Raw genomic sequence first — 4,195 nt, 5'->3', positions numbered from 1 at the left:
GTCTATACCAACACATTTGGAGAAGAACCTAAAATTTTTTACTTAAAATATTATATTCAAATAAATAAGGAGGAAACAAATGTTAAAAAAAATCATTAAAAGTAGTAGAAACAAGCTGATGATCATTATGATCGTCGGCGCCCTGTTGTTGGTAGGTTTAACTTCAACCCTGCTTTTCGGAGAAACAAGAGAGTACATAAGGATCCTGGGAACCGTATCTTTTTCAGGACCAGCGGGAAACATAGGTCCGGCATATGACAGGGCTATTAAGCTAGCAGTGGAAGAAATCAACAGTGAGGGTATTATGGGTTTCGCTGGAATTGAGTACAAGGTTATCGATATTGAAACCAAACCCTCAGTGTTGCTGAGAAAACTCGGAAGAGAAGCTGCAACCTGGAAACCCGATGTAATGGGAGGAGCAGCCCTTGAAACAACAATACGCCCTCTATGCACGGAAGCACCAAAGTTAAAAATTCCGGCATTCGTTGGTGGGCACTTAAGCATGAGCAAGTACATGCCTCCAGGAGAGGTTCCTGTAACTAAGTGGGTTGTTTACTACGGTTATGCAGATTATTTTGCAGGACAGCTTGCTGGAAAGTTTTTCCATGAAATGGGTGCTAAAAAGGTCGGTATAATTGCAGGGGATTACGATTGGGGATACAGTAATAGCATGGGGTTGAAAGCGTACTGGGAAAAGGCAGGAAGACCTTTCGAAATAGCCCCTATAATCTACACACCTCTTGATAAAACAGATTACTCGACCGAGGCGATGATAGTAAAGAGGGAGAATCCCGATGCTATATTCTGTCCCTACACCGGCGCAGGATGGTTCACAGTACCCACTCAGCTCCGCGATGCAGGAGCAATACCTGAGATTTTCCTCTATGGAACAACATACTCCAACCTGGGTGGTGCTATAATTACAGGTGAATACGGCGCAAAGAACATCTACACCCTTGCTGACCATGATCCGACGAGCGACGCATGGAAGAAATTTGTCAGAAAATGGAAGGTAAAATACGGGGAACTGGCTTTTCCAGAAGCGTATACAAACAACTACTACCAGGTTATCCACTGGATAAAGGAAGTTTACGAAAAGGCTCAAACCAAAGACCCCGATGTGATAATAGACTTGATGCAGGAGACATCTTTCCAGAATGTATGCATAAGTCCCATGGGCCCTCTGGACGGCTTTGGAAACAACTGGGGAGCAAAGGGGGCAATAATCAGATTTGTACCAGGAGCTTCGGAACTTCATCCCGTATTCGGGTTGCATGAAGAGCTCGTAGGAGTTTACGAAACACCCAGATTAACAATGCATCAAATTCTGGAAGAAATGAAAGGGATGACAAGGCTTGAGCCTGGAACAAGTTATCCCATGGCAAGATAAAAGTGTTTTAAGAAATAAAGTGGAAAACAATTTGAAAAGGGTGGTTTGAACAAGTAAATGCTAAGGATCGAAAACGTATCAAAGAAGTTTGGTGGATTAAAAGCGCTTGAAAAAGTAAGTCTTACTGTGGAGAAGCGGAAAATAACAAGTCTAATCGGACCAAACGGCGCAGGTAAAACCACCCTTTTCAACCTTATTACAGGCGCTCTTGCAGTAGATGAAGGAAAAATAATATTCGCTCAAGAAGATATCACCAACCTCAAATCCTATGAAGTATGCAGAAAAGGGATAGCAAGAACCTACCAACAAAAAAATCTTTTCCCTAACCTTACGGTTTTTGATAATGTAGCTGCAGGGATGTTTAAAAATATCATCAGTGAAAAGGAGAGGAAAGACAGGGTTAATGAAATTCTTGAATTCCTTCATTTAATTGACAGGTCTTCTGAGATCGTTTCAGGTCTCCCTCCCCTTGAAGCAAAACTTGTGGAACTCGGTAGGGCACTTGCCACAGACCCAAGATTAATTCTGCTCGATGAGCTTGTGGGAGGGCTTTTACCTTCAGAGACCGATAACATATGTGAAATTATCGAATCTCTTAAAGAAAAAGAGTTGACCATATTCCAGATAGGGCATGAAATGAGACCCATAATGAGGACATCAGACTGGATATTTGTACTGGCGGAGGGTAAGAAAATAGCTGAAGGTACACCGGAGGAGATTAAAAATAATGAAGAAGTACATGCTGTATATCTTGAGTGAAAGAGGTAAAGCAGATTGAATGAAGCTATTTTAAAAGTAAAAGACCTGAATGCTTATTATAACTCTGTATGCGCTTTAAAGGGGATAAACTTCCATGCAAATGTCGATGAAATAGTAGGTATAGTAGGACCAAACGGGGCTGGAAAAACAACCCTCCTTGAATCGATAGCGGGTACGCATAAAATAAGGGAGGGTGAGATATATTTTCTAGACCACAGGATTGAACATTGGCCGGTTCTTAAACGCCGTAAGCTTGGACTTATGCTCATTCCTCAAGAGGGAAATGTATTTCCGATGATGTCAATTAAGAAAAACCTCGAAGTAAGTGTCCTCTACAGTTCAAGGGAAGAACGTGAGAAACTTTTAGATTACGTCTATGAACTTTTTCCGGTTCTATGGACAAAAAGAAAAAACAATGCAAACACTCTAAGTGGCGGTCAGCAGAAGATGCTCGCTATAGGTATTGGGATCGCAGCAAATCCCAGGGTTATGCTAATTGACGAACCTTCTATAGGACTTGCCCCAAAACTTGTTACAAGGTTGTTTGATACCTTGAAAAAAATTAAGGAGGACTCTGGAAACACCATTGTACTTTCAGAGCAAAACATAAAGATACTCAATATCGCCGACAGGCTTTTTGGATTGGAAGCGGGTGAAATAAAATTTGATGAAAAAACAGAAAACTTAAGCAGGCAGGTGATAAAGGACCTCTATCTTGGAGGATGAAGGGAAGGAACTATAATGCTTTTGCAAGGAACAATTACTGGTCTCATAATGGGTGGAATATTATCCCTTCCTGTCCTTGGAGTAGCAGTAATCTATGGTATAACCGGAATACCGAACTTTGCCATAGGAACAATCGGTGTATTTGGAGGTTTTATAATCTGGTATTTTTTCTCCATGGATGTGGGCACATCAATTGCCATAGGGGTGATAATCTGCTTTGTTATAGGCTATTTTATTCAACGTATACTCCTGACTCCTATAAGCGAAAAAGGGGGAGATTCAACCCTGTTCTTTATAATAACAGTATCTTTAGGCTTCGTGTTTGAGGGGCTTGTACGAGCCATCTTTCCGCGCCCAAATATCTCCATATCCCTACCCCGGATAGGCATAATTAACATCGCAGATTACAAAGTTGAGGGATTCAGAATTATAGCATTGATCTTTGCTGTAGCCACACTTGTCTTTTTAAGGTTCATGGAAGAATATACTAGATGGGGAAAATCCTGGCAGGCAACTTCCCAGAATCTCAAGCTGTCAAAGCTTGTTGGAATAAACACTAACCAGGTTTTCAGTATAGCATCCGGTCTTGGATGTGCATTATCATGCATAGGGGCAATATTCTGGGGGGCGCTGTATAATCTGACGGTATTAAGTGGATGGGAACTTGGCTTTATGGGCTTTATCATTGCCGTGGTCGGTGGAATCGGAAATATATGGGGCGGTCTGATAAGTGCACTCATAATGGGCATGGTTATGAGCTTTAGCGGCTTTTTCCTGGGTGGTATGTGGCAGAGCGTAGTTCTTTATGGAATTGTAATCTTAGTCTTAATAATCGCTCCAAAGGGGATACTTGGAAGTGAAAGGTCGTTATGAATCCACAATAACACTTATACTACTGCTTCTACCTCTCACCTTTGTATTAAGAGGAGGGTACCTGCAGAAGGTTACAGGCTATGTATACCTGTTTCTTATACAAGGATACGTAGCGTGGTTTTTATTTTTCAAAAGTGGTCAGCCATTTTTCGGTTACTCTGTTACTATGGCTATAGGAGCTTATGGGACTATTATACTCACGGGAAGGTACGGGTTGCCCCTTTACCTCTCGATACTCATAAGTATATCCTTCGCATCCTTAGTTAACGTAATCGTATTTCTCGCCACCAGCAGAGCAAAGGGCTTTTACGTGAGCATGGCCTCATTTTTGCTTGCAATACTTTTTCCAAATCTCATAGAAGCTATGCAGGCTATCACAGGGGGTAGAAGCGGTTTTTATTTTTCCGTGATTTCAACAGCTTCAGGATTTAATATTCTATATATTAT

The 4,195-nt window shown here is 41.5% G+C and carries 5 protein-coding genes; all 5 read left to right on the top strand.

The annotated features are described in order from the left end of the window. Window positions 1-79: 79 nt before the first annotated feature. The gene (locus ACUVXA_RS17135; protein WP_445872508.1) at window positions 80-1,390 is read left to right on the top strand and encodes an ABC transporter substrate-binding protein; all 1,311 of its coding nucleotides are present in this window, start codon (window positions 80-82) and stop codon (window positions 1,388-1,390) included. A 57-nt stretch (window positions 1,391-1,447) separates the two neighbouring features. Then, the gene (locus ACUVXA_RS17130; RefSeq protein ID WP_445872507.1) at window positions 1,448-2,149 is read left to right on the top strand and encodes an ABC transporter ATP-binding protein; all 702 of its coding nucleotides are present in this window, start codon (window positions 1,448-1,450) and stop codon (window positions 2,147-2,149) included. Between the two features lie 15 nt (window positions 2,150-2,164). Then, window positions 2,165-2,875, top strand: coding sequence for an ABC transporter ATP-binding protein (locus ACUVXA_RS17125; RefSeq protein ID WP_445872506.1), 711 nt, complete (start codon window positions 2,165-2,167; stop codon window positions 2,873-2,875). Window positions 2,876-2,890: 15 nt separating this feature from the next. Next, the gene (locus tag ACUVXA_RS17120; protein WP_445872505.1) at window positions 2,891-3,748 is read left to right on the top strand and encodes a branched-chain amino acid ABC transporter permease; all 858 of its coding nucleotides are present in this window, start codon (window positions 2,891-2,893) and stop codon (window positions 3,746-3,748) included. Beyond that, window positions 3,726-4,195: hypothetical protein (locus ACUVXA_RS17115; RefSeq protein WP_445872504.1), on the top strand; the 470-nt coding region annotated here is incomplete at its 3' end. The genes ACUVXA_RS17120 and ACUVXA_RS17115, both read left to right, overlap by 23 nt.

This window comes from Candidatus Jordarchaeum sp. (genome assembly GCF_052745115.1).
The sequence above is the reverse complement of the archived record's forward strand: the minus strand, read 5'-3'. Positions and strand labels throughout refer to the sequence as shown.